The sequence below is a fragment of the Rhizobiaceae bacterium genome, from assembly GCA_023953835.1.
Lineage (GTDB): Bacteria > Pseudomonadota > Alphaproteobacteria > Rhizobiales > Rhizobiaceae > Mesorhizobium_G.
Window position 1 is genome coordinate 2416469 of sequence record JAMLJB010000001.1, and the last position, 22981, is coordinate 2439449.

General features: G+C 58.3%; 19 protein-coding genes. 13 read left to right on the forward strand and 6 right to left on the reverse strand.

What is annotated here, in order from left to right; all coding sequences use genetic code 11:
• The first annotated feature begins 121 nt into the window (after positions 1-121).
• The 4 genes from M9924_11435 to M9924_11450 all read left to right on the forward strand — a co-directional run bounded on the left by M9924_11435 (position 122) and on the right by M9924_11450 (position 4184).
• The gene (locus tag M9924_11435; protein ID MCO5065010.1) at positions 122-541 is read left to right on the forward strand and encodes a tripartite tricarboxylate transporter TctB family protein; all 420 of its coding nucleotides are present in this window, start codon (positions 122-124) and stop codon (positions 539-541) included.
• Positions 542-585: 44 nt separating this feature from the next.
• Complete coding sequence (locus M9924_11440) at positions 586-2082, forward strand: tripartite tricarboxylate transporter permease (GenBank protein ID MCO5065011.1); 1497 nt, start codon at positions 586-588, stop codon at positions 2080-2082.
• 170 nt (positions 2083-2252) lie between these two features.
• Positions 2253-3056, forward strand: coding sequence for a tripartite tricarboxylate transporter substrate binding protein (locus M9924_11445; protein ID MCO5065012.1), 804 nt, complete (start codon positions 2253-2255; stop codon positions 3054-3056).
• A gap of 57 nt (positions 3057-3113) precedes the next feature.
• Positions 3114-4184 (forward strand): NAD-dependent epimerase/dehydratase family protein, encoded by a 1071-nt coding sequence (locus M9924_11450; GenBank protein ID MCO5065013.1) that lies wholly within the window; start codon positions 3114-3116, stop codon positions 4182-4184.
• 24 nt (positions 4185-4208) lie between these two features.
• On the opposite strand, the gene M9924_11455 is transcribed toward M9924_11450, so the two are convergent.
• Both M9924_11455 and M9924_11460 read right to left on the reverse strand, forming a co-directional pair.
• Positions 4209-5291, reverse strand: a complete 1083-nt coding sequence (locus M9924_11455) for an alpha-hydroxy-acid oxidizing protein (GenBank protein ID MCO5065014.1) — start codon at positions 5289-5291, stop codon at positions 4209-4211.
• Positions 5292-5295: 4 nt separating this feature from the next.
• Positions 5296-8391 (reverse strand): FAD-binding oxidoreductase, encoded by a 3096-nt coding sequence (locus tag M9924_11460; GenBank protein MCO5065015.1) that lies wholly within the window; start codon positions 8389-8391, stop codon positions 5296-5298.
• A 348-nt stretch (positions 8392-8739) separates the two neighbouring features.
• Between M9924_11460 and M9924_11465 the strand changes: the two genes are divergently transcribed.
• From M9924_11465 to M9924_11505, 9 genes are all read left to right on the forward strand, one after another.
• Positions 8740-9972, forward strand: coding sequence for an amino acid ABC transporter substrate-binding protein (locus M9924_11465; protein MCO5065016.1), 1233 nt, complete (start codon positions 8740-8742; stop codon positions 9970-9972).
• A gap of 36 nt (positions 9973-10008) precedes the next feature.
• On the forward strand, positions 10009-10995 hold the full coding sequence (locus M9924_11470) for a branched-chain amino acid ABC transporter permease (GenBank protein MCO5065017.1): 987 nt from the start codon (positions 10009-10011) through the stop codon (positions 10993-10995).
• A gap of 123 nt (positions 10996-11118) precedes the next feature.
• On the forward strand, positions 11119-12000 hold the full coding sequence (locus tag M9924_11475; protein ID MCO5065018.1) for a branched-chain amino acid ABC transporter permease: 882 nt from the start codon (positions 11119-11121) through the stop codon (positions 11998-12000).
• Between the two features lie 5 nt (positions 12001-12005).
• Complete coding sequence (locus M9924_11480) at positions 12006-12713, forward strand: ATP-binding cassette domain-containing protein (GenBank protein ID MCO5065019.1); 708 nt, start codon at positions 12006-12008, stop codon at positions 12711-12713.
• Positions 12697-13476 carry an ABC transporter ATP-binding protein gene (locus M9924_11485; GenBank protein MCO5065020.1) on the forward strand — a complete coding sequence of 260 codons (780 nt, stop codon included), beginning with the start codon at positions 12697-12699 and terminating at the stop codon, positions 13474-13476. Before M9924_11480 ends, M9924_11485 begins: the two co-directional genes overlap by 17 nt.
• A 73-nt stretch (positions 13477-13549) precedes the next feature.
• Positions 13550-14707: an alpha-hydroxy-acid oxidizing protein gene (locus tag M9924_11490; GenBank protein MCO5065021.1), complete on the forward strand. Its 1158-nt coding sequence runs from the start codon at positions 13550-13552 to the stop codon at positions 14705-14707.
• A gap of 189 nt (positions 14708-14896) precedes the next feature.
• Positions 14897-15877, forward strand: a complete 981-nt coding sequence (locus M9924_11495; protein MCO5065022.1) for a thiamine pyrophosphate-dependent dehydrogenase E1 component subunit alpha — start codon at positions 14897-14899, stop codon at positions 15875-15877.
• On the forward strand, positions 15865-16893 hold the full coding sequence (locus M9924_11500; protein ID MCO5065023.1) for a hypothetical protein: 1029 nt from the start codon (positions 15865-15867) through the stop codon (positions 16891-16893). Before M9924_11495 ends, M9924_11500 begins: the two co-directional genes overlap by 13 nt.
• 24 nt (positions 16894-16917) lie before the next feature.
• Positions 16918-18324 (forward strand): amidohydrolase family protein, encoded by a 1407-nt coding sequence (locus M9924_11505; GenBank protein ID MCO5065024.1) that lies wholly within the window; start codon positions 16918-16920, stop codon positions 18322-18324.
• A gap of 63 nt (positions 18325-18387) precedes the next feature.
• Here M9924_11505 and M9924_11510 read toward each other — a convergent pair whose 3' ends face one another.
• The 4 genes from M9924_11510 to M9924_11525 form a co-directional block, all read right to left on the reverse strand.
• The gene (locus M9924_11510; GenBank protein MCO5065025.1) at positions 18388-20097 is read right to left on the reverse strand and encodes an FAD-dependent oxidoreductase; all 1710 of its coding nucleotides are present in this window, start codon (positions 20095-20097) and stop codon (positions 18388-18390) included.
• Between the two features lie 115 nt (positions 20098-20212).
• Entirely contained in the window at positions 20213-21112 is a 900-nt protein-coding gene (locus tag M9924_11515) for a fumarylacetoacetate hydrolase family protein (protein MCO5065026.1), read from the reverse strand.
• 80 nt (positions 21113-21192) lie between these two features.
• Positions 21193-21903, reverse strand: a complete 711-nt coding sequence (locus M9924_11520) for an IclR family transcriptional regulator (protein ID MCO5065027.1) — start codon at positions 21901-21903, stop codon at positions 21193-21195.
• A gap of 46 nt (positions 21904-21949) precedes the next feature.
• A complete protein-coding gene (locus M9924_11525) occupies positions 21950-22873 on the reverse strand; it encodes a 3-keto-5-aminohexanoate cleavage protein (protein MCO5065028.1) in 924 nt (307 codons plus the stop codon).
• Positions 22874-22981: the final 108 nt, after the last annotated feature.

Below are 22981 nucleotides of genomic sequence, written 5' to 3' on the forward strand. Positions count from 1 at the left end.
GACTTAAACAGGGCTAGATCCCCATCATCGGTAACATCAGGGAATCGCATTGGCGGAGAGCGGGTCACGATCGAGTTTCAGGGCTATAAGGGCGCCGCAGGATTTCCTCGCCGGCCTTTTCATGGCGTGCGTCTCGATCTTCGTTTTTGTCGCCACCGCAAATCTTGAGACAGGCCAGCTTGACGCGACGGGGCCTGGCTTCATGCCGAAGATCATGGCAGGCGTGCTCGGGTTCCTGGCCATGATCTTGATGGCACGGTCTCTGTTGGTTGAAGGGGATAAGCCGGGACGCCCGGCGTTTCGCGCGCCGGCACTCATAGTCGCTGCTTTGCTGATATTTGCCGCGACCGTCCGCGCCATTGGCCTGTTCCCTGCAGGCGTGTTGCTTTGCTTCCTTGGCGGCCTCGCCGATCCAAGCAACAGGCCGGTGCCCCTGTTTATCTTTTCGATAATTACCGCAGCGGTGGTCTGCATATTTTTCAAGTATTTGTTCGGGATCCAGCTTCCGTCGGTCGCGTTTCCCTACATAGGTCGCCCGTAGCCGTGGGTGATGTGTTCAACAGTCTCTATCTGGGAGTGACCGTCGTGTTCAGCTCCCGATGGACCGAAATCGGTGGGTTGCTTCTGCCCGTGCCGGGCAATCTGCTGTTGTGTTTTTGCGGCTGCCTGATCGGTACGCTGATAGGCATTCTTCCCGGCCTCGGCCCCGTCGCGACGGTCTCCATCTTGCTCCCACTCACCTACAGCTTGGATCCGGTGGGATCGCTGATCCTGCTTGCAGGCATATATTACGGAGCTCAATACGGCGGTTCGACAACGGCCATACTCATGCGCATTCCAGGCGAAATCACTTCGGTCGTTACCGCAATCGATGGCCACGAAATGGCGCGGCAGGGGCGCGCGGGCTCAGCGCTCGGGGTCGCGGCCATCGGTTCATTCATCGCAGGAACATTCGGCACATTGTGCATCGTCGTGTTCTCGGCCCCGCTGATGAAAGTGGCTCTGTTGTTTGGGCCGACCGAATTCTGTTCTCTGATCGTGATGGGGCTTATTCTCGCGGTCGCGCTCGCAGCGGGTTCCCTTGTGAAGGCGCTTGCGATGGTCGTGTTGGGCATCGTGCTGTCCACAATCGGACTGGATGCCGAAACCGCGCAGCCGCGAATGATGTTCGGGGTGCAGGCGCTTTCAGACGGCATCGATTTCACAGTGCTTGCGCTCGGGCTGTTCGGCTTTACCGAAATCCTCAGAAACCTCGATAGCGATCAGCATCGCGCTACCTTCAACGAGCGCATATCCAATATCCTGCCAAGCTGGGCCGAGATGAAACAGTCTCTTGCTCCGATCCTGCGAGGCACCGTTCTGGGTTCCGCGATGGGGGTTCTTCCGGGAAGCGGCGGAGCCCTCGCTCCATTCGCCTCCTATGCGCTCGAGAAGCGCCTTGCAAACGATCCGTCCCGTTTCGGCAAGGGTGCCATCGAGGCTGTTGCAGGTCCGGAAGCGGCAAACAACGCAGGCGCGCAGACATCGTTCATCCCGATGCTTACGCTCGGTGTTCCGCCTACGGCACTGATGGCTCTCCTGATCGGGGCAATGACCATTCAGGGCGTGGTGCCCGGACCGCAGGTGATGACTCGCAATCCCGATTTGTTCTGGGGGTTGGTCGTGTCCATGTGGGTGGGCAATCTGATGCTGGTGATCATCAATCTGCCCATGATCCGCATCTGGGTAGGGCTGCTTCGCGTGCCCTATGGACTGCTGTTTCCGGCCGTTCTTCTGGTTTCGGCCATCGGACTGTTTTCGGTCGCCAATTCAGAATCCGCGATTGTGTTCGCGGCGATATTTGGCGTGGTCGGCTATCTGTTCACCAAGCTGGGCCTTGAGCCGACGCCGCTGCTGCTTGGATTCGTCCTCGGCGATCTGCTGGAGGACAATCTGCGCCGCGCGCTCGTCTTTTCGGGCGGCAGCTTCGCGACCTTTGTCCAACATCCGATCAGCTTGGCGTTCCTGCTGCTGTCAGGCGCATTCCTGCTTCTGACGTTGGTGCTGGGGCGGCGTCGGGACGTATTCAAGGAAGACATCTAGGTATAAACGGGAGGTATAATTCGATGCCAAGCAAATTCGCGGCGCTAGCAGTTGCTTTCCTGGCGCTGGTTGGAAGCGCGATCGCTCAGGAAACGATCTGGCCTGGGCGCGAAGTAACCCTCATTGTGCCGTTTTCGGCGGGTGGGACAACCGACGCAATCAGCCGAGTCGTGGCCGAGAAGCTGCGCGAACGTCTCGGCGTGTCATTTCTGGTAGAGAACCGGCCCGGCGCCGGCGGCAATATTGGCGTGCAGGCCGCAGCCCATGCGGCGCCGGATGGCTACACCTTTGTCGTGGGTACGATCAGCACTCATGCTGTCAATCCGGTGTTGAGCGAAGTGCCGTTCGATCCTGAAAAGGACTTCGTGGGTATAGGCGGCATCATCGACACGCCGAATGTCCTGTTCGTGCGTTCCGGCCTCGGCATCGAGAACACCCAGCAACTCATTGACTATCTGAAGGAACACCCGGGCGAACTGTTCTTCGGTTCCACAGGGGCTGGAAGTTCCCAGTACATCGCAGCCGAGCTTTTGCAAGACCGCTCGGGAACGTCCATCAAGCACGTAACCTATCAGGGCGCCGGCGACATAATGACTGCTTTGCTTGGCGGGCATCTGGATATGGCTTTCAACACGGCGATTGCCAGCATTCCATTTCTTGAAAACGATGCGGTAAAGGCCCTCGGAGTGACCAGTGCTTCGCGCATCAAACTTGCGCCGGACCTGCCGACCCTCTCGGAAACCATTCCCGGATTTGAAACCGGCGCGTGGGCAGGCATCTGGGCGCCCGCCGAAACGCCGGCACCAATCGTCGCGAAGTTGAGCGAGACTCTCGGCGAGATTATCTCAAGCGCCGAATTTGCCGCTGAGGCCGAAAAGCTCGGCGCCTACCCGATCCCACTAACCGGCAAGGAATTTGACGCGTTTGTTGCCGGTGAGCGCACGAAGTGGGCGCAAGTGTTGAAGAAGAACTGACCTTCAGCAAAGCGCTCGGCCATTCTCTGAACCATAGCGGAATCGGGAAAATACGGAATGAAGAAGGTTGTTCTCGTCGCGGGTGCGACGGGCCTGGTTGGCGACGCGGCGATGCGTCACTTCTCGCAGTCCGGTGATGCTGAGGTGCTGGCTGTTTCCCGCCGCGCGCCGCGCGCCCTCTATGGTGCGCGGCATCTGCGCCTTGACCTGCGTGACCGCGACGCCTGCGCAGAATTGCTGGGAAAGGAGTCGGGCGTAACCCATGTCATCTACGCCGCTCTCTGGGAAAAGGAGAGCCTTGTGGAGGGATGGTCGTCCGACCTGCAAATCGAGGTTAACGACCAGATGCTGCGCAACCTGATCGATCCGCTGATCGACAACGCGGCCTTGCAACAAATCGTGCTGCTGCAAGGCGGCAAGGCGTATGGCTCGCACAAAGGCCATGTCGATATACCGGCCCGTGAAAACCGCTCCGAACTTCGAAGTGAACCCAACTTCTATTGGCGGCAGGAAGATTATCTTCGATCCCGGCAGATCGAGGGCGACTGGTCGTGGACGATCTTGCGGCCACAGTTGATCGTCGGCAAAGCGATCGGCGGTTCGATGAACGTTATCGCAGCGCTGGGCGTTTATGCCTCGCTCCTGCGGATGCGCAGCGAGCCGTTGCACTATCCGGGCGGGGAATGCGGGATAGGCGGCATTATCGATGCCGACATTATCGCCGCGGCAGCGGACTGGGCGGGGCGGAGCGAATGCGCGCGCAACGAGATATTCAACATCAACAATGGCGACGTGTTCCAATGGAACAGCATATGGCCGTCGATCGCAGCCTCGTTCAACATGGAGGTCGGCGAGATCAAGCCCATGTCGCTGCACGAATCCAGTGTTGACTGGTCCGGTCAATGGGACGAACTGCGGCGAAAGCACAAGCTGTCGGCGCCATCGATGAACGAGCTGGTTGGAAGCTCGTTCCAATATCTGGACTATGCGATGAGCATGCGCATTCATAACATCATGTCCACCGTCAAGCTTCGCTCTGCCGGATTCGCACGCTTTGCCGATTCCGAGCAGACGCTAAGAAAATGGTTCCATGAATACATGGCCGAGGGTTTGCTGCCGCCGGTGTGAGACGCGGTCTGGACAGGACGACGGTCAGGCTTCCTCTTGCGGCCGGAAGGCGTGACCTTCCGCCAGAAGGTCGCGCCCGATAAGCGACAGGTCGGGCGCACCGCTAAGGGCCATTGTGCGGATCAGATCCTCGCGCAGGAAAGAAAGCAGGTTGCTCACACCGCCGGCGCCTTGTGTTGCGAGTGCCCAAAGAACTGGCCGACCCACCAGAACCGAGCGCGCGCCGAGGGCGAGGGCTTTGAACACGTCGGTGCCGCGCCTGATACCACCGTCAACGTATATCTCGAGCTTTTTCCCGGCGGCCTCGACGACCCCCGCAAGCGCGTCGCATGTTGCCGCAGCAGTGTCGAGGTGACGTCCGCCATGATTGGAAACGATGACCGCACTTGCGCCGGCGTCGTGGCAACGCAAGGCATCGTCACCTCTCATGATTCCCTTGGCAACGATTGGAAGCGGAGATCGGATAACGAGCTGTTCAAGATCCGCGAGCGTGGCGGGATAACGCGGTTTACCGGACGTCTCAGGATCGTAGGCCGATCTCGCAATTGGCTGCCCCGGCAGATTGGCGAAAACATCGGTGGTCTGACCCAACGGACTTGCCATCGCGCGCGGGCTGCGACCCGAATAGGGCTGATCGAGGGTCAGGACGATTGCCTTGAATCCCGCCGTGCATGCCCGTTCGATGAGGGTATCGGACACACCCCGATCAGGGGACAGGTACAGCTGAAACCAGCGGTTTGAATCAGGAGTTGCGGAGGCGACATCCTCGACGCGTGTGTTGGATGCCGACGACATCACGTATATGCAGCCTTCATCGGCGGCGCCAATGGCCGTCGCGCGCTCCGCCTGCGGATGGAAAAGCGCGTGTCGGCCACTTGGCGCGATCATGATGGGCGATGTCACCGGTGCTCCCAGGATGGTCGTTGCGCAGGACAACTTGCTCACATCCGCAAACATGCGCGGCAGTATTTTCAGGCGCCGCCATGCGCGCTCGTTGTCGGCAGCGGTTTCTTCGTCATCCGCTCCACATTTGCAGAAGGCGAACGCGCCGGCGTTAAGCACCTCTCTTGCACGCTCCTCCAGATTTTCGGGATCGAAGTCGGTCATCTTTTCAAATCTCTTGCGCGTCGCTTGTCTCATCCGATGGCTGGCGACTTGGCGGACTTGCATGTTCCGACGAGCGAATTGCCGCGAGCAGGGCCTGCAATGGATGTTGAAGGCGAATCTCGTCGACAAGCATCGCCTGTGAACGGCACGAATAGCCATCGGCGAGCAGGTTCGCCTTATTCCCGCTGGAGACATAGGTACCCCAGCTCAGGCTGTATATGTGCTCTGAAACCGCACGGTTCTCCGCCTGGTGACCCCATATGCCCGACATTCCGCAACATCCCGAAGGCAGCACGTCCAGTTCGAGTCCCGCCGCGGCAAAGACGCTGACCCAATCGGTGACTGCGGACGGCGCCGTTGTTCGTTCTGTGCAATGTGGCAATAACTGGAATTTTTGCCTTACGCCTATGTTGGAGATAAGGTTTCGATGCCGTGCGAGCCATTCCTGCACGAGCAATACACGCGGCAACCGATGCTGCTCAACCGCTTCACGATATTCCGAGCGGTATGCCAGCGTCATTGCGGGGTCGATCCCGATAAGTTCAACTCCGGTCGCCGCGATCTCTTCGAGCATTTCGGCATTCAGGCGCGCGACGCGTTCAAATCCGGCTAGGAAGCCATGAACATGCAGCGCCTTCCCGTTCGGTCGGAAAGGCGCGAGCCTAGCCTCATAGCCAAGCGCCCGTAACAGATCGAGCAGGTCCGACAGCAATGCCGATTCAAAATAGCTGCTGAAGACGTCCTGCACGATGACCACGGTTCGGTTGCGAAGTTCGTCGCTCATAGCCCGGAGCTGCGCCGGCTTTGCCAGCTCAATGCGCCGGTTTCTCATTTTGCGAACCTGGCTGGCGCCGGACAGCTTCGGGACGTGCACGAGACCGATGCCTCGAAGCGCTGCGCGGCTTAAGGATGTGCCGGCCAGCACGTTCGCGACTGCAGGTGCACGAGCCACGACCGGCGTAACGTATTCGAGCAGTGCAACGACATAATCTCTGGCCGGGCGAAGGTATCGTCCGTGATACACTTCCAGAAACCGCGAACGGAAGGTCGGGATGTCCACCCTGACGGGACATTGCGTGGAGCAGGACTTGCAGCCCAGGCAGCCGTCGAGCGCGGCTTTGACTTCATGGGAAAAGTCGGATGCGTGCCTACGGTATGCGACAGCATTGGCCATTCGCCCGGGCAGGCTGCGCCACCAAGGGCTAGCGCGCAACCGCCGCCTTTCGGCATCGAGATCGCTGCCCGACTGTGTGAGCTGGTACAGCCACTGCCGGATGAGTTGTGCCCTTCCTTTTGGAGAATGCCGCCGCTCGCGCGTTCCCTTCCAGGATGGGCACATCGGATCAAACGGATCCCAGTTGTGGCATGCTCCATTACCGTTGCAGTGCAAAGCCTCGCCAAAGACGGCTCTGGCAATGGGCGGGATCTGCCGGTCATATTCGCCTTTTATGGGCACGCCATCAACGGTCAGCAGTTTGCCTCCGTCAGAGGCCACGACCTTGCCCGGGTTTAGCTGGTTGCCGGGGTCGAACATGGCCTTGATCTGCTGCAGCCTTGGATAGAGCGGACCGAATGTGCGTGGGGCGAATTCAGCGCGAATTCCCTTTCCATGCTCTCCCCATAGCAATCCGCCATATTTCGCTGTCAGCTCAACCACCTCTTCGGTCACTTCCCTGACAAGCTGTCGTGTGCCGGGGTCTTTAAGGTCGACCGCCGGGCGCACATGCAATACGCCGGCGTCAACATGTCCGAACATTCCGTAGGAAAGGCCGCGCCGGTCGAGCGCGGCGCGAAACTCGCGGATGTAATCGGCCAGATTTTCGGGAGGCACAGCTGTATCCTCGACGAACGCCACCGGTCGTTTTTCTCCTCGCATGCTACCAAGAAGACCGACCGCCCTTTTGCGCATTTCCCAGATCTGTCCGACTTCCCGATACCCGCGGGCGATCGTATATCCGATCCTGCCACCTGTCTCGCGCTCCGCGTCGAGCAACTGCTCAGCCCGCTGGACTAGAGCCTCAACCTCCGCTTCGGAGTGGCCTACGAATTCCATGAGGTTTACGGCGGCTGTTCGTCGCGTGCTGTCTTCGGGGAAAAATCGGCCGACATTGCGCCACACCTGATCGTTTCGGGCAAGATCAAGCACCTTGTCGTCAACGGTTTCGATCGAGGCAGGAGCAAACTGCACCAATGCCCGGGCATCGCGAAGTGCGTCTTCGAAACGCGTGTAGCGCATATTAACAAGTGCGCCGTGCGTTGGCATGCGCAGGACGTTCAGCTTGGCTTCTGCCAGTATGGCAAGGGTGCCTTCGGATCCACAAAGAATTGAATTGAGATCGAATCTGCCGTCGTCGCGGCGAATGTGCTTGAGATCGTAACCGGTGAGGCAGCGGTTGAGGTTGGGAAACTGTGTTTCGATCAAGCTCCTGTCATCGCTCGAAATTGCCGCTACCAGTCGATGGATCGCACCGACGGAATCGTCTCGCTCCATGACTTGGCGCAGGTCTTCGTCGTGCAGTGGTGCTGAGCGCCAGACGGTTCCATCGAGCAGTACGCTTGTCAGTTCCAGCACATGGTCGCGGGTTTTGCCATAGAGACAAGACCCCTGACCGCTCGCATCTGTGCTGATCATGCCGCCGATGGTGGCGCGATTGGACGTTGAAAGCTCTGGGGCGAAAAAGAGCCCATGCTCACGAAGGGCAGCGTTGAGTTGATCCTTAACGACGCCCGCCTGGACCCTTACCCAGCCTTCTGCGACGTTGATCTCCAAGATGCGATCCATATGCTTGGAGACATCAATAATAAGGCCGTCGTTCAGCGACTGGCCATTCGTTCCGGTACCGCCGCCGCGCGGGGTCATGGTGATACCTTTGAAGCGCGGTTCACGTACGGTCTTCGCAATCAACGCAAGATCGTCGATAGTTCGTGGAAACGCGATGGCCTGGGGCGCAATCTGATAAATCGAGTTATCTGTCGAGAGGACGACCCTGTCCGCGAATGTAGAAGACAAATCGCCGGCAAATCCAGCTGTGCGCAACGCAGCAATCAGTTCCGCATATTCGCGCGTTGCGGGTTTATGTTCCGAAAGGAGCGGAATCATGCGTGCCGCCGAATTACCTGCAATATTCCGGTCCAACGGACGGGCAAGATGGAAGGTTCGCCCGGGTGGTATAGTCTGGGAACTTGTCTTATTAGGAGGGACATCGTCCCAGAATTATTCTTGTGCTTATCGGGAGTCAATAGTCGGTCGCCGGTGATCTTTAAGGAGCGCAAAATGCCGTCTGAGAGAGTAAAGGCAATAAACTTAAAGGAGATTAGTTGTCCCTATTGACGGGACTATGTCCAATCTGATAGCAACTCCGTCAGCTCAGTTTGGAGCAATAGGTTTGGAGGAATTCGGCACGGCATGCAGCCGTTCTGCCAGTGCCGTGCTTGGAGGATTGAAGCGATGACATCTGGAAAGTGCGCGGCCAAATTCACGGTCGCACTAGGTGCTGTAGTTGGTTGCCTGATGCTGGCCCCGATCGCAGCGAATGCTCGAGAGCCTACTGAGTTGCGCATTGGCATGTCGGTTTCCTCGACCGGAAGTTTCGCGACATCGTCACAAAGTGCCGAGCGTGGCGTCAAACTTTGGGCCGAGGATATGAACGCACAAGGCGGTGTTCTCGTCGGCGGCAAGAAGATCCCGGTCAAGATCATCTCCTATGATGACCGCAGCGATAAGCAGCTTGTGACCCGTGTTTACGAAAAGCTCATACTCGATGACAAAGTCGATATGCTCATGGCGCCGTTCGGATCAACTTTGACCGGCGCTGCGACAGCCATCACTGAACGCTACAAGAAGTTCCTGATGGTCACCAATGCATCCTCGGATGCGCTCTATACCGGCGAGAACAAGTATCTGGTTTCTGTATCGCCGCCGGCCTCCCTCCAACCGCTTCCTATCCTTGAGACGTTGAAGCGGCTCGGCGGAACCAAGTTGGCGGTACTCTACGCCGATGAGCCTTTCCCGGCCAATCTTGCAGAAGTGGCAGTCAAGACAGCGGAGAGCCTCGGTCTGGAGGTTCCGGTGTTCGAAAAGCACGCGAAGTCTACGAAGGACTTCAGCGTGTTTCTGCAGAAGGCACAGGCAGCCAATGTCGATATGATTTATACGACGTCATATGAAGGTGATGTATTGCTGCTGCTGAAGCAGATGCAGGAACAGAATATCAACGTGCCTTCAGTGTACACCCAGTACAGCTCGCAGCCCGGAGTACTGGCTGCGCCGGTGGCCGACTATATCTGGGGCAACAACGGATACGACCCCAAAGTCAACCGGCCTGTGAATGTCGGCATGACCGGTGACAAGTTTGTTGAAGCGTTCAAGAAGGCCTATCCTGACTCGGTCTACTCGGTCGACATGCTTACAGTGTTTGGCTACACCGGGGCTGTCATCATGGGTGAGGTTGCCTCGAAGGCTGCGAGCCTCAACAGTGATGATTTGCGCGCGACGGCGGGAGAGCTGAGCGGCAAGCTTGACACAGTCGTTGGCAAGTACGCAATCGACGATGCCGGTCGCCAGACGGGCATCAAATTCCTGATCACGCAAAATCGGAACAAGTCCCTGGAGGTGATCACTCCGCCGGAGTTCGCCACCTCGCCAGCCGTATACCCGGCGCCGCAGTGGAGCGACAGATAATCGCTCTGGCGGACTGGCGGCAGCTGGGAGAACATTATGAAGGCCGACGCGATTGATACAAGCGTACAAGGATACGAAATGAGCCTGAACTACGGCGCAGCACTTCGTTCCGCAATCCTGATTATCATGGGATTGCTGTTCGTCGTGGGGATGTTAATCCCGCTCATGACGTCGCGGCTGTCCTTTTGGTTCTACCTGTTCCAGTGGATCGCTCTCGCCGGAGGGATCAATATCATTGCCGGGTTCACCGGATACCTTCCCTTCGGCTACGTCGCATTTTTCGGCGTCGGTGCGTATTCGGCAGGCATAGTCATCGGGGTGCTGGGTTGGCCAGCTCCCGCAGCCCTGTTGATTGCTGCTGTCGCGGGCGCCCTCGTTTCCGTGGTTCTCGCGCCAACGCTTCGGCTGTCTGGAATCTACTTCGCCCTGACGAGCCTTGCGCTGTCAATGATTATCCAGACAATTGTGTCGATGCTTCCCGAAGATATCGCGGGCGGCGCAGGCGGGCTTTTTGTTCGCGCCGGTGTGTCTTTCGAAATTATCTATGTCTGCATGGTCCTGATCGCGGCCCTTGCAACTGCCATATGCGTTTACATTGCCAAATCAAGATTTGGGCTGATGCTGAAAGCCATACGGGACGATCCTGTGGGCGCAAGTGCGACAGGTATCAACGTGCCGCTGCTTCGCCTGTACGCATGGATGACGTCGGCAACGATTGCAGCGTGTGCCGGTGCCGTGGAGGCCATGTTCACGTCGATCATCGATACGACCACCGCCTTTGACTCGATGATTACCGCGAAGGCCATCATCTTTGCCGGGATTGGCGGGCTGGGCACGGTGGTCGGACCGATTGTCGGCGCAACGTTCATGTCGGCGCTCGACAATCTAATCTGGCTCCAGTTCCCGACAATGGGGGTTCTGATCCTCGGCCTCGCGATTATCCTTGTGGTTCTTTTCATTCCGGCTGGGCTGGTAGGAACGCTCTTGGCAAAGAGGCCAAAGTTGAGAAGGGTCTTGTTCTAGGTCCAATTCGACTTGATGCGGGGAAAGTCGAGCGGTGCGTCCCGGTCGCCTGATATTCCGGGGTGCATCAAGCCACGTGCCTCGCAGTTCCTTCGGAAAGCGTTTCTGAACTAGGCAAGCAAAATGAATGTGCTCTATCTCCAGCTCGCGATAAATGCGCTCATCATAGGGCTGCTCTATGGCCTTGTCGGGCTGACCCTGTCGCTCCTTTTCGGGGTGATGAGGGTGGTTAACCTGGCGCATGGCGAGCTGCTCATCCTGGGCGCCTTCGTTTCATATTTTTTTGCGAACTATCTCGACGTTAACCCGTTGCTGGCCGTGCCGCTGGCGATTGCCGTCGGCTCCATGCTCGGTTGCGTCGTCTATCTGGTGATTGTGAAGCGACTGCAGAAAGCGGAGGACAGGGAGATGAGTTCCTTCCTTGCGTTCTTCGGCCTGTCGCTGGTCCTGACCGCCATCTTCCTGCGGTTGTTCGATGCTGATATCCGCATCCTGGACTTCAGCTTCACGCCCGTGTCTTTCAAGTTCGGTCCAGTGCTCATTCCAACGGCTCGTGTTGTGGCGATTGCTTACGAGGCGGTTGTTTTGATCGGGCTGATGTATCTGCTCTACCGCACCTTTCCCGGAAAGGCGCTGCGGGCGGCGATGATGAACCGGGCTGCCGTCCAGACGGTGGGAATCGACATCGATCGACTGTCGCTGATCTGCTTCTCGGGAGCGTTTGGCCTCACCTGCGCTACCGGCGTTCTGATGACTCTGGTGTTTCCTGCGTTCGGCCCCATGGGAGGGCTGGAATACACCATTCTCGGATTTATCGTCATCGTGCTGGGCGGAGTCGACAATCCCGTTGGCGCGATCCTCGGCGGTATAGTGTATGGACTTACCCAGCAATTGATCGCCTTCGTGTTCAGCGAAGAGGCCGGTCTGATGTCGGGATTCATAATCCTGACGGTGGTCATTCTTTTCCGCCCACAAGGTCTGCTGGGCAGCAGACAACATATGTAGAAGCCATGCTCACTATAGCCAAACTGCACAAATCTTTCGGCGGGCTCACCGCTGTCTCCGACGTATCCTTTGAAGTGGGAGCCGGAAAGGTTCTTGGCGTCATGGGGGTCAATGGTGCGGGAAAATCCACCCTTTTGAATTGCATTTCAGGGATAATGAGCCCGGTCAGCGGCAGTGTGCTGCTCGACAAGGAAGAACTGACCGGGCTGCCGGCGCACAGGATCGTGCGCGCAGGCCTCGCTCGAACCTTCCAGACTCCGAGGGTGTTCCGCAGGCTGACCCTCGAAGAGCATCTGCTGATCGTTCCAGAACGTGGCCGAAGCTCAAGTGAGATGTTGGAACAGGCGGCCAATGCCCTTGCCTTGACCGGGCTTGATCAATATTCGAACTACTATGCCGGCGAGCTTTCTGGCGGTCAGCAAAAACTGCTCGAATTCGCGCGCTTGTTGATGGTGACGCCCAAGGTCGTTCTGCTCGACGAGCCTTTTGCGGGTGTGCACCCCGATTTGTGCCTGAGATATGCCGAGAACATCGAGCGGATCGCCGCGGCAGGGGCCGCGGTCGTGCTTGTCTCCCATGATCCGGGGATGCTGTATCGACTCTCGGATGACATTATCGTCATGAACCAGGGAGCCATCATCAGCAGAGGGTCGCCCGCAAAAATCCAGTCAGACCCTGTTGTCATCGAGGCCTATCTTGGCGCTGCAGCTTGAAAAGACGGAAGGGAGGGGGCGCGTGGATTCGACGATTATCCAACTCAAGGATGCCTCTGTTTCCTACAGGGGAGATATCGATGTCTTGCGCGGCGTGAATGTGCAGGTGAAGGCCGGCACGGTCAGCGCGATCATTGGTCCTAACGGCGCTGGCAAATCTACTGCGCTTCGGACGATCATGGGAATGCTGCCGCTGCGCACAGGCGAAATCATCGTCGAGGGCCGGCCGATGACGAAGAGCTCGACATTCCAAATCGTTCAGAGCGGCGTTTCTTATGTCCAGCAGAGCGGCGGCCTTTTCCTTGATATGACCGTTGAAGACAATCTCCTCATGGGATGCTGGACGTTTCGCCATGACAAGAAGCGTATCGCGACCTCCATACAACGCGTGTTTGATACTTTTCCGGTTGTTGCCAGGAAGCGTAGTGAAAAGGCCGGCAGCCTGAGCGGCGGCGAGCGCCGTTTCCTCGAGATCAGCCGCGCGCTGCTTCCAAATCCGAAAGCAATTCTGCTTGATGAGCCCACGGCTATGATCGCACCGAAGTTCGCAGGCGAAATCTATCGCTTGACACGCCAACTCGCCGGCGAGGGAGTAGGGGTGCTGTTCGTGGATCAGAACGTCCGCGCATGTGTCGATGCGGCCGACTACGTCTATGTGTTGGAGCTGGGACGCAATGTTGCAGAAGGCACCACCGAGGATTTTCTGAAGGACGACGGTTTGCGCAAGGTGATCGCAGGTTGGCTGACTGTAAGTGGCGGATGATCCGCCATCAGGGTATTTCCGCTAGGGGCGGTACCCATCCGCACCGATTGATTGGCCCGGGCTGGTTCAGGGCATGAAGCGCTATCTCTCTTTGAATGACTTTGAACAGGCCGCGCGCCGCCGCCTGCCTGGAATGCTGTATGCGTTCGTTTCGAATGCCTCGGAGACGGGATCTGCCGCGTCTTCCAATCAAGCCAGCTTTGCCGAATATGAATTCCTGCCACGTGTCCTGCGCGACGTATCGCAACGTAGTCAATCGGTAGTCTTGTTTGGACGCCGCTATGCCGCACCCTTCGGCATAGCGCCCATGGGCGCTCAGGCGATATTTGGGTATCGCGCCGATATCGCCATGGCGCGCGCCGCCGCCACCGCCGATGTCCCCATGATCCTGAGCGGATCGTCGTTGATCCCCATGGAGGAAGTCCGGCGGCAGGGATCGACGGCATGGTTTCAAGCCTATTTGGCCGGCGAGGCGCATGCGATCGAAGGCATGCTCGATCGCGTCGCTGCTGCAGGATTCGATACATTCGTTCTGGCGGTCGATGTTCCAGTATCTGCCAGCACGGAAAACTACGTCCGCAGTGGATTTTCGCAGCCGCTGCGACCCAGTTTCGGTCTCGCATGGCAGGGCATTGTCCACCCGTCCTGGCTGTTTTCCACCCTGCTGCAGACCCTGCTGAAGCATGGCATGCCGCATTTCGAGAACATGGCGGTGACGCGTGGCCCGGCTATTCTGTCGCGCCATCTGCAGCGGGAGATCGGGCAACGCTCGAAATTGTCTTGGGACCATATGCGTCTCATCCGCAAGCGCTGGCACGGCAAGCTGATATTGAAGGGAATCCTTTCTCCCGACGATACCCGAATGGCGCGTGAATGCGGCGTGGACGGGATTATCGTTTCGAACCACGGAGGAAGAAGCCTGGACAGCGCAATTGCGCCTCTGCGCGCATTGCCGGCGGTTCGTGATGCTGCCGATGGAATGACCGTCATGCTCGACGGTGGGATACGCCGCGGGACGGATGTGCTCAAAGCCCTGAGTCTTGGCGCCGATTTCGTTTTCTTGGGCCGCCCTTTCTCGTTCGCGGCCGCCGTTGGCGGAGAGATGGGAGTAAGCCGCGCCATCGCGCTGCTGTCGGCAGAAGTCGACCGCGATCTTGCCTTGCTGGGGGCGTCAAGCCTTGCTGAACTGTCCCCGGAATTCCTCGTACGGACTTCCCATCTTGTCGGATAAGGATGCTCAAGGCGCGAAAGGGAATACCGCTCGAATCATTCATGTCCCTATTGACGGGACTGCGTCCTATTGATAGTCAGGTGTCGGCTAGGCCCGATGACCGTTAATTCGTCAACGTGCGCTTGAGGGAGATAGAACTTGGAGCATGATGCAACCGGCAAGGAACCTGCAAGCGGATCCGCGACGACATTGTCAAATGCGCCGGAACTTAACCTCGCCGATTATCTGAAAGTTTATCAGACGATGGTGTTGAGCCGCGGTTTCGACGAGCGTTGCGACGAGCTTAATCGCTCCGGCAAGGCCGTGCCGCACCACTTTCATTCCGGAGTCGGTCAGGAAGCGCTGATGGTCGCGTCCGTCTATCCGCTCCGTCCAACCGACCAGATGATCTACACGCATCGTGGCTATGGCCATCTGATGGCCAAGGGTGTCCCGGTTGAGCAGATAGCGCTCGACATGTTCATGAAGAAGGGCGGAACCAACGAAGGGCTGGGCGGCGTGATGCATGTCAGCAGGCCCGATCTCGGTGTGCCTGGGAGGGAAGGCGCCTTTGGGACCCGCTTCGGCATCGCCGCTGGGCTGGCCCTGGCGTCCAAGCTCGATGGCAAGGATGACGTGACGATATGTTTCTACGGTGAAGCAGCCGGTGCGAGGGGCATCCTGTACGAGGCCATGAATATGGCAGTGCTCTGGAAACTTCCCGTTATCTTCGTCGCGGAGAACAACGGCTGGTCGTTCTCCTCACGGACGGAGTGGCTTTACCCCGGCGGCAGGATGAGTTCGGTGTGGCGGGGTTTCGATATTCCGGTCGAAGTGATCGATGGGAACAATCCTGCGGAGGTCTTTTCGAGCGTCAGCACGGCAATTGCGAACGCGCGCAGCGGCGAAGGCCCCAGCGTGATAGAGGGGCTGACCTACCGGATCGATCCTCACCACTGGTTCGATAATGCCGATTACCATCCAGCCGAAGAAATCGAGCAGTGGCGCAAGCATGACCCTTTGATCGTCGCGCGCGAACAGATCGCCAAACTTGGCGGATCGATGCAGGACATTCACGCCGCCGAGGCGGCGGCTCGGGCCGAAATCGAGCGGGCATTCGATATCGTCGACCATGCCGAGGAAGCAACGTGGGAAGACAGGAAAATCGCGAGAGCAACATGGCACGCATGACCGGACGAGAAGCAGTCAACCTCGCGCTTAGATCCGAATTGTCCCGTGACCGGCGGACCGTATATCTCGGCGAGATCCTAAGGCGTGCGGGCGCCAGCCGCACCGGCAGGGGTCTTTATGATGCATTCGGCCCCACACAGGTAATTGAGACCCCGGTGTCGGAGAACGGATTTTTTGGGGCCGCCCTCGGCCTGGCGCTCGCGGGGTATCGCCCGATCGTCGAAATATACACCGCTGATTTCCTTATGGTTGTTGCCAATGAGGTCATGCAGGACATGCCCAAGTGGCGCCAGCAGCAAAACCGCGAAGGTCCCTTGCCGATCACAATCCGTGGCTGGATGGGCTTCGGCCCGGGGCGGGGACCGGAACACTCGCAATGCATGGAAGCCTATCTTCACCACGCCCCCGGCCTCACAATTCTTTGTCCGGGAACGCCCCGTGACCTTTGCGGGCTCCTTCGCGCGGCGGTCCGCTCTGGCGAACCTACGGTGGTGCTGGAGCACAGGCATATTTACGATCTTGAGCAAGATCTGCCGGACGACGATTTCGTCACCGAGATCGGCAAGGGAGAGATTGTTTGCGAAGGAACCGATGTCACCGTGGTCGCCTGGTCGTGGATGCGGCAACAAGCACAGAAAGCCGCCGAAAAACTTGCGGAGCAGGGGGTGTCTGTCGAGGTGATCGATCCCCGCACGATAAAGCCCATGGACTTCGACCTAATCCAAAGGTCGGTCGAGAAGACCGGCAGGCTGCTCGTCGCGGAAGAATCCCCTATTACCGGAAATGTGGGAGCGGAGATCATCGCTCGAGTCTCGGAAAGCTCTGCGCGCCCTGTTCTCGTCCGCCGGCTTGCAATGGAAGATGTGATCCATCCGTACGATGAACACATGGAGATGGATCTCATTCCCGACGCTACCGATATTGTCGCGGCGGTTCACGCCATCGTCGCGGCTGCCCCGGAGGCTGGAGCGCGCTTTCCTCGCGCGAGCGCCCTCAGCCATGGGCGGTTGTCCTGACGCGGCGTATCGGATGTGAGTCCTGTGGACAATTCTGCGAGCAAGCCTGACGAACCTGAGCGTCATACCATTGAAGAGATCGGCCCTGCGCGCCGCATTCTCATCAAATCGGGAATCGTCCTGAGCATGGACCCGGCAATCGGCGATCTGGAACGCGCCGATCTTCTTATTGATGGCTCCAGAATCGAAGCCGTCGGCCACGACCTTGAGGTTGCAGATGCGTTGGAGCTGGACGCGTCAAACATGATCGTAATGCCCGGATTTGTCGATTCGCACCGGCATGCATGGTACGGACAGGTGAAACGGCTTATGCCGAATGTGCGCACTCTCGATGAGTACAGAGACGCGACACACAGGTCGCTTGCGCAGCATTTCCGGGCACAAGACATGTATGCCGGCAATCTGATGACGGCGATCTCCTGCATTGATTCCGGCATTACCACCATTGTCGACAATGCTCACAACTGCCGCACCCCGGAACATGCTGACGCCGCCATCGACGCGCTGCAGGAATCCGGTATCAGGGCGGTTTTCGCGGCCGGTCGACCTTTGGCCGGCGAATGGGCAAATAACTGGCCGGGGGAACTCCAGAGACTGCGGAAGGAACGCCTTGCTTCCAACGACGCCCTTGTCACACTTGCCGGTTGGTCGAGGATCGATCGCGAGATGTGGCCAGAAATACGCAAACTGGGCATTCGGATCGTGACGGAGCTGTTCGGTCTCGAAATGGCGAACAGCCTGCCTTCCCTGCGCGACGACGGCTTTCTTGGTCCCGACAATATCTTCAACCATTGCACGGGCCTGACGAAGGAGAGCTGGGAAATTCTTCGGGATACCGGAGCCCGAGTTAACGTATGCCCACGTGCCGATGCCCAGTATGCGATGCAGGAAGGTTTTTTCACTTACCAGCACGCCATCGATCACGGATTGCGCCCCGCCCTCAGCGCCGATCTTGAAGGGTCCTACGGAGGCGATATGTTTACCGAGATGCGGGTTGCCTTCTTCATGCAGAGGGCAATGGCACAGAATCGGCGGTTTACCGGCGATACCCATGCCCCGCGTCCCGTTACCGTGCGCGATATGCTGGAGGCTGTAACCATAGATGGCGCCTATTGCGCCGGGCTTTCAGACACGGTCGGAAGCCTCACACCTGGCAAACGGGCCGATGTCATCCTCATCCGGCATGATGAACTTAACGTCATGCCTTTGTTGAACGCGGTCGGCCTGGTGGTCCAGGCGGCTGATCGCGGCAACGTCGATACCGTCATTATCGACGGCCGCATATGCAAGCTCCGCGGGGCAGTACTGGATTACGACAAGCACAGGATGCAGGCCCTCGCTGAAGAATCAAGGTCCCATCTGTTCGGGCGACTGGGGTATAAGATGGATATCTTCGCTGAGGAGTATCCGACAGCCGCTCAGGCGCGTTGACCCTGCGACCGCGATCTTGGCGAACCGGCAGGCGTGCTGACCTGAATATCTATCCAGGGTGGATCAGTCGGCAGCGAGGAAACTATCCGCTGCCTTTTCCGCCAACATTGTCGTGGCAATATTTGTGTTGCCGCGTATAACACGTGGCATGATGGAAGCGTCCGCGACCGCAAGTCCCGGCATGCCATGGACCTCGCACCGGGTATCGACCACCGACATCTTGTCCGCCTTCGCCCCCATTTTGCAGGTACCCGATGGGTGAAAATGGCCGGCGACATTCTCACGTAGATGAGAGTGGAGCAAATCCTGATCCTTGAGCAAATCCTCCAGTGAGTTGCTTTCCTTGCTGAGTCGTTTGACCGCAAAATCCGACAGCTGTGGCAGCGCATCCATTGCCAAGGATATGGCGGATGCCTTCAGCCAGTTCGACGTACTCAGTCGATTCAGCTGTCGAATCTTGTCAGTGTAGTTGATCGGGAAATGGGCAGTCGTCACCGCGCCCAATTCCGGCGAGCACGCAAGGTTCGCGGCGGTGCGAAACGCATTCGCCAGCCGCAAAAGGTCTTCCTCACGATCGAGGAAATTGAACTCGATGAGCGGATCGAGGCGTTGTGCGTCGCGGCGAACAGTTACCGAACCTACCGATCTTGGCTTGAGCAGCGTCGGGGCCAGGACGCCGATCTGACGCCCGAGCGCGTTCCATGAGGATTTGCTCTGGACGTTGATATAGATATCGCTGCCTTCGCCATCCTCGCTGCTCAAACGCATGCATCCTGTTGGATGCGGTCTTAGATTGCGCGCATGACGCGCACCCCGCACCACTCTCATTCCGATGTAGAGCACAGGGTGGTTTTGCAGATTCTGCCCGACACCGGGCAGATCGAGGTTCACAGTTATACCCGCAGCCTGGAGTTGTGCTGCAGGGCCAATTCCGCTGCGCAGCAGCAGGAGCGGGGAATGAAGCGCGCCTGCCGAGACTATCACGTGGCGGGCACGAACCTGGAGTGTATGCGCGTGTGTGCTTGCGCGAAACCCAACGACCTTTTTCCCGTCCATGGACAGGTCTTCGACTTGCGTGTTCGACAAGATGCGGAGGTTCGCACGTGCGCGAACCGAGGCATCGAGATAGCGCGTTGCATTTGTCGCGCGCCCTTCGTCCGAACTGCTCATTGCCTGCATGCAGAAACCGTCTCGGAAATCCCAGTTCATGTCCTCAATGAAGTCAAGACCGCGTGACCGGGCGAAAGCTTCTGCGCTCCGCGTGAATTCAGGCCACATTTCGTGGGGGGTGCGACGGATCGGGATCGGGCCATCCTGGCCGTGGCCTTCTCCGCGAAAATTGAGATCGTTTTCGAGCCGAATGAAATATGGAAGCACGTCTCGCCAGCTCCAGCCGCTGGCGCCAAGCTCTTCCCATTCGTCATAGTCTACGGGACAGCCGCGCAACGCGAGCGTGCCCATTACCGAGGAGCCACCGCCCATCACCCGAGCCTGGTCGATTGGTACCGCGGGCGAAGTGGCGGTCGTGCGCCAGTGCGCTTTCAGGCCGGGCCACATGTAGGATTTATTGTAGTATGAAGTGGGATAGACGTCAGCGATGTCACTCGGCACGTTGTCGGGTGCAAAATCCATACCGGCTTCGACCAGCACGACCGAGTTTGATGACCGCGCAGACAGGCGATTTGCAAGGACGCATCCTGCGGAACCGGCACCGATGATCGCATAGTCGCACTCGATTGTGCTGATTTTGGGTTGCTCGCGCTCGCCACTCATTCGCATTAACTCCGGCAGATTGATCGATTACCCCGTTTGGGCGCCACAGCAACCTGCAATGCATTATTATGCTTGCAGCGAGGCACGAGTGAATCGCTGCGTGCTGAATTTCGGCCTAGGCCGGTCGGCGAATGGTGTTCCGTAGCACGCCGATGCCGTCGATTTCGGCTTCCACGACATCTCCCTCTTGCAGCCAGACTTGCGGCACCAACCCCATTCCAACGCCGGATGGCGTGCCGGTGGTGATGATGTCTCCGGTCTCGAGAGTCAGTCCTGCCGAGAGGCTTTCAATGATCTCATCGATCCCGAAAAGCATGTCGGTGGTAACGGAATCCTGTCTGGTCTCGCCGTTGACCCTCAAGGTGATGCGATGCCCGTCCGGAGCGCCAAACTCGTCGGCTGTCACGATCCAGGGGCCGATCGGGCAGGTCGTGTCCAAGGTTTTGCCCTTGAAGAACTGGACATGTCGGAATTGAAGATCGCGTGCAGAGACATCATTCAGGACTGTATATCCGAAGATGACGGAACGCGCGTCCTCCCGGCTCACATCACGGCACGTTTTTCCAATTATGACCGCCAGTTCGACTTCGTAATCAAGTTGCTTCGTGACGTTTTCGCTGACGTTGACCTCATCCTCGTGGCCAATGACGGTGGTGGGCGCTTTGGTGAAGAATTCGGGTGCTTTGGGAAAGATTGGCTCAACTCCCCGTGCTCTTGCGCCTTCTTCGATATGCAGTCTGTAATTGCGCCCGACGCAGAACACGTTCTTGGACGGCCTCGGAATTGGAGCACGAAGTCGGCATTCACCCAGTGGGACCCAAAAAGTACCGCTTTCCTCCGTTGATCTGACAGCATTCCTTGCGCCGGTCAGCGCCGTAGCGCCGCCTTCAATGAACTTCTCCACCGAGCGTGGCGCGGATGGCCATGCGGATTGCAGATCAAGAAGACGATTATGCTCAACGTCGACAATCCCGACAGAATCCTGACCGTCACGGAGGAATGTAGCAATACGCATTTTCTACCTCTGAACTATCCTGTGCAAGCCATGTCTGCCACGAACCTGCGAATCAAAAACCTGTATGAATGCGGCGATGACTAGATGTGCTTTGCACCCATCGCCGTCAGCGCCGAGGTAAGTTCCGCCGCCTGCTCGCGCACAATTGCGCCGATCTCATCGAGACCCCTGCACGGCACCCGTGATTGCGGAATCGAAACAGTCAAAGCCCCGACCGCTGTGCCGTGCGAAAACACTGCTGAGGCCACGCCGGTGACGCCCATGACGCGTTCCTCGATACTCAGGGCATATCCGCGCTTGCGAGTTATGAGCAAATCGGCTTCCAGTTCGGGGATTGTTGCCAAGGTGCTCGCTGTGTACCGGATCAGGTCGAGCGTGGTGAGGTCGAAATCAGGCAAGGAGGCCAAGATCGCCTTGCCAACTGCGCCGGCATTCAGAGGCATGCGCGCTCCAAGCGGCTGTATATGTCGGACAAGGTGCGTGCTTTCGACGCGATTGATGTATGTGCAAAATCCGTCGCCAACTGAATATGTCGCGAGGTAACAGGTCTCGTCGATACGCTTGGCCAGATCGCTCATGGTTGCGCGAGCGATCTGCAGGACCGGCACGACTCCGAACACGCGTGCCGAGAGCGAAAGCAGGCGCGGACCGACAATATAGCTTCCGTTGCTCGTCTGCTCCGTGTAGCCGCCCCTGGCGAGGAACTGCAATGTCCGATGAGTAGAACTCCGGCTGCTGCCGGTCTGCTCTGCGATTGCGCGAATGCTGGACCCCTCGGGTTGCTCTGACAATGCGTACATCGTTTCAACGACGAGGTTTACCAGTCCCCCGCTCTCTTTAGACGTACTGGTCTGCTTTGATCTTGACTTCACTACTTCTTGCCTTGTCTCCCAGGCCTATGATTTCCCTGGCTTCTTGAGGCGTTGCGATATCCCTGCCGATTTCGCGTGCGATGCGGACGATCTTTTCGACGAGTTCGGCGTTGGTGCGTGCATATTCGCCGTCACGCACGAAGGGATTGTCCTCCATTCCGACGCGGACGTGGCCGCCGGCGGCAATCGCGGCGCTGAGCACTTTCCAATGCTCCTTGGGGTCCATCACACTGGCGTTCCAGTTGGCGCCCTCCGGCAGATGGCGCTGCATATACAGGACCGCATCCGGCGTAGGAGGCGTCCATGCGCCACCCTTCCAGCCGAAGAAGCAGGTGATCCAGACCGGGTCTGCAAGCAGGCCCTTGTCGATCATGCGCTGCGCATTCCAGAAGCCCCCTGTGTGGAAGGCCTCGACCTCGATCTTGATGCCCAGCTCAGAGCAGAGCGTGCAGTATTCCTCAAGCTCGGTGCGAGAGTGAATGCCGTAGATCTCCTTGGGAACGCGGCTGGGATCATAGTCGAAGCATTCGTCATGGGCGACGAATGCCACTGAAAGCATATCCGGCTTGTAGGTCCGAATGAGCTCCTTGCGCTGCGCAAACCTGCCGCTGGCAATGCCGTACTGCATGATCGTGTCGCGCTGGCTCATGATCGCTTCCCGCATCTTGCCCCAGCCGGGGATCTCCAGCGAAGACAGCCGCGCGCCGTCCGGCTGGGGCGCGTCGTCAAGCTTGCGCGGTCCGTGAATATGGCTGATCGCCGCACCGGCATCGATACCGCGCAGGTATTCGGCAACCACCGCATCCACACCCTTGGGCGTCGGGTTGTACGGATTTCCGGGAAAAGCCGAGTCGCTGTCGCAGGTCACTGTGATGATGAGCTTTTCCATAACCGTCCCGTTGAATGCATTTCTGATCTCAGTACGGGACAGCTATCAAATAGGACATGGTCCCGTCAATAGGGACATTTAGGATTCGGCAATGCGGGCGCGCATTTC

Bases quoted from the DNA above. Each gene is read 5' to 3' on its own strand.
- M9924_11435 (MCO5065010.1), top strand. From the start codon at position 122: ATGGCGTGCGTCTCGATCTTCGTTTTTGTCGCCACCGCAAATCTTGAG.
- M9924_11450 (MCO5065013.1), top strand. From the start codon at position 3,114: ATGAAGAAGGTTGTTCTCGTCGCGGGTGCGACGGGCCTGGTTGGCGAC.
- M9924_11455 (MCO5065014.1), bottom strand. From the start codon at position 5,291: ATGACCGACTTCGATCCCGAAAATCTGGAGGAGCGTGCAAGAGAGGTG.
- M9924_11460 (MCO5065015.1), bottom strand. From the start codon at position 8,391: ATGATTCCGCTCCTTTCGGAACATAAACCCGCAACGCGCGAATATGCG.
- M9924_11465 (MCO5065016.1), top strand. From the start codon at position 8,740: ATGACATCTGGAAAGTGCGCGGCCAAATTCACGGTCGCACTAGGTGCT.
- M9924_11470 (MCO5065017.1), top strand. From the start codon at position 10,009: ATGAAGGCCGACGCGATTGATACAAGCGTACAAGGATACGAAATGAGC.
- M9924_11475 (MCO5065018.1), top strand. From the start codon at position 11,119: ATGAATGTGCTCTATCTCCAGCTCGCGATAAATGCGCTCATCATAGGG.
- M9924_11480 (MCO5065019.1), top strand. From the start codon at position 12,006: ATGCTCACTATAGCCAAACTGCACAAATCTTTCGGCGGGCTCACCGCT.
- M9924_11490 (MCO5065021.1), top strand. From the start codon at position 13,550: ATGAAGCGCTATCTCTCTTTGAATGACTTTGAACAGGCCGCGCGCCGC.
- M9924_11500 (MCO5065023.1), top strand. From the start codon at position 15,865: ATGGCACGCATGACCGGACGAGAAGCAGTCAACCTCGCGCTTAGATCC.
- M9924_11510 (MCO5065025.1), bottom strand. From the start codon at position 20,097: ATGAGTGGCGAGCGCGAGCAACCCAAAATCAGCACAATCGAGTGCGAC.
- M9924_11515 (MCO5065026.1), bottom strand. From the start codon at position 21,112: ATGCGTATTGCTACATTCCTCCGTGACGGTCAGGATTCTGTCGGGATT.
- M9924_11525 (MCO5065028.1), bottom strand. From the start codon at position 22,873: ATGGAAAAGCTCATCATCACAGTGACCTGCGACAGCGACTCGGCTTTT.